We start from the raw sequence: 237 nt of genomic DNA, 5'->3' as shown, positions 1-237 counted from the left end.
GCGTATAGCTATAGAACTACATTTGAAAAGATTAATTGTCGGAGGTCTTGAAAAAGTCTACGAGATAGGCAGAGTCTTTCGTAATGAAGGTGTGTCTACAAGACATAACCCTGAATTTACAATGATTGAATTGTATGAAGCTTATGCTGATTATCATGATATAATGGATTTAACTGAAAATATGGTCAGACATATTGCTCAAGAAGTTTTTGGGTCAGCTAAAGTACAATATAATGG

Annotated in this window: 1 protein-coding gene; it reads left to right on the top strand. The window is 33.8% G+C overall.

The annotated features are described in order from the left end of the window. Window positions 1-237: amino acid--tRNA ligase-related protein (locus GNF10_RS39655; RefSeq protein ID WP_369009424.1), on the top strand; the 237-nt coding region annotated here is incomplete at both ends.

This window comes from Nostoc sp. UCD121, assembly GCF_014222285.1.
Classification (GTDB): Bacteria; Cyanobacteriota; Cyanobacteriia; order Cyanobacteriales; family Nostocaceae; genus Nostoc.
The sequence above is the reverse complement of the archived record's forward strand: the minus strand, read 5'-3'. Positions and strand labels throughout refer to the sequence as shown.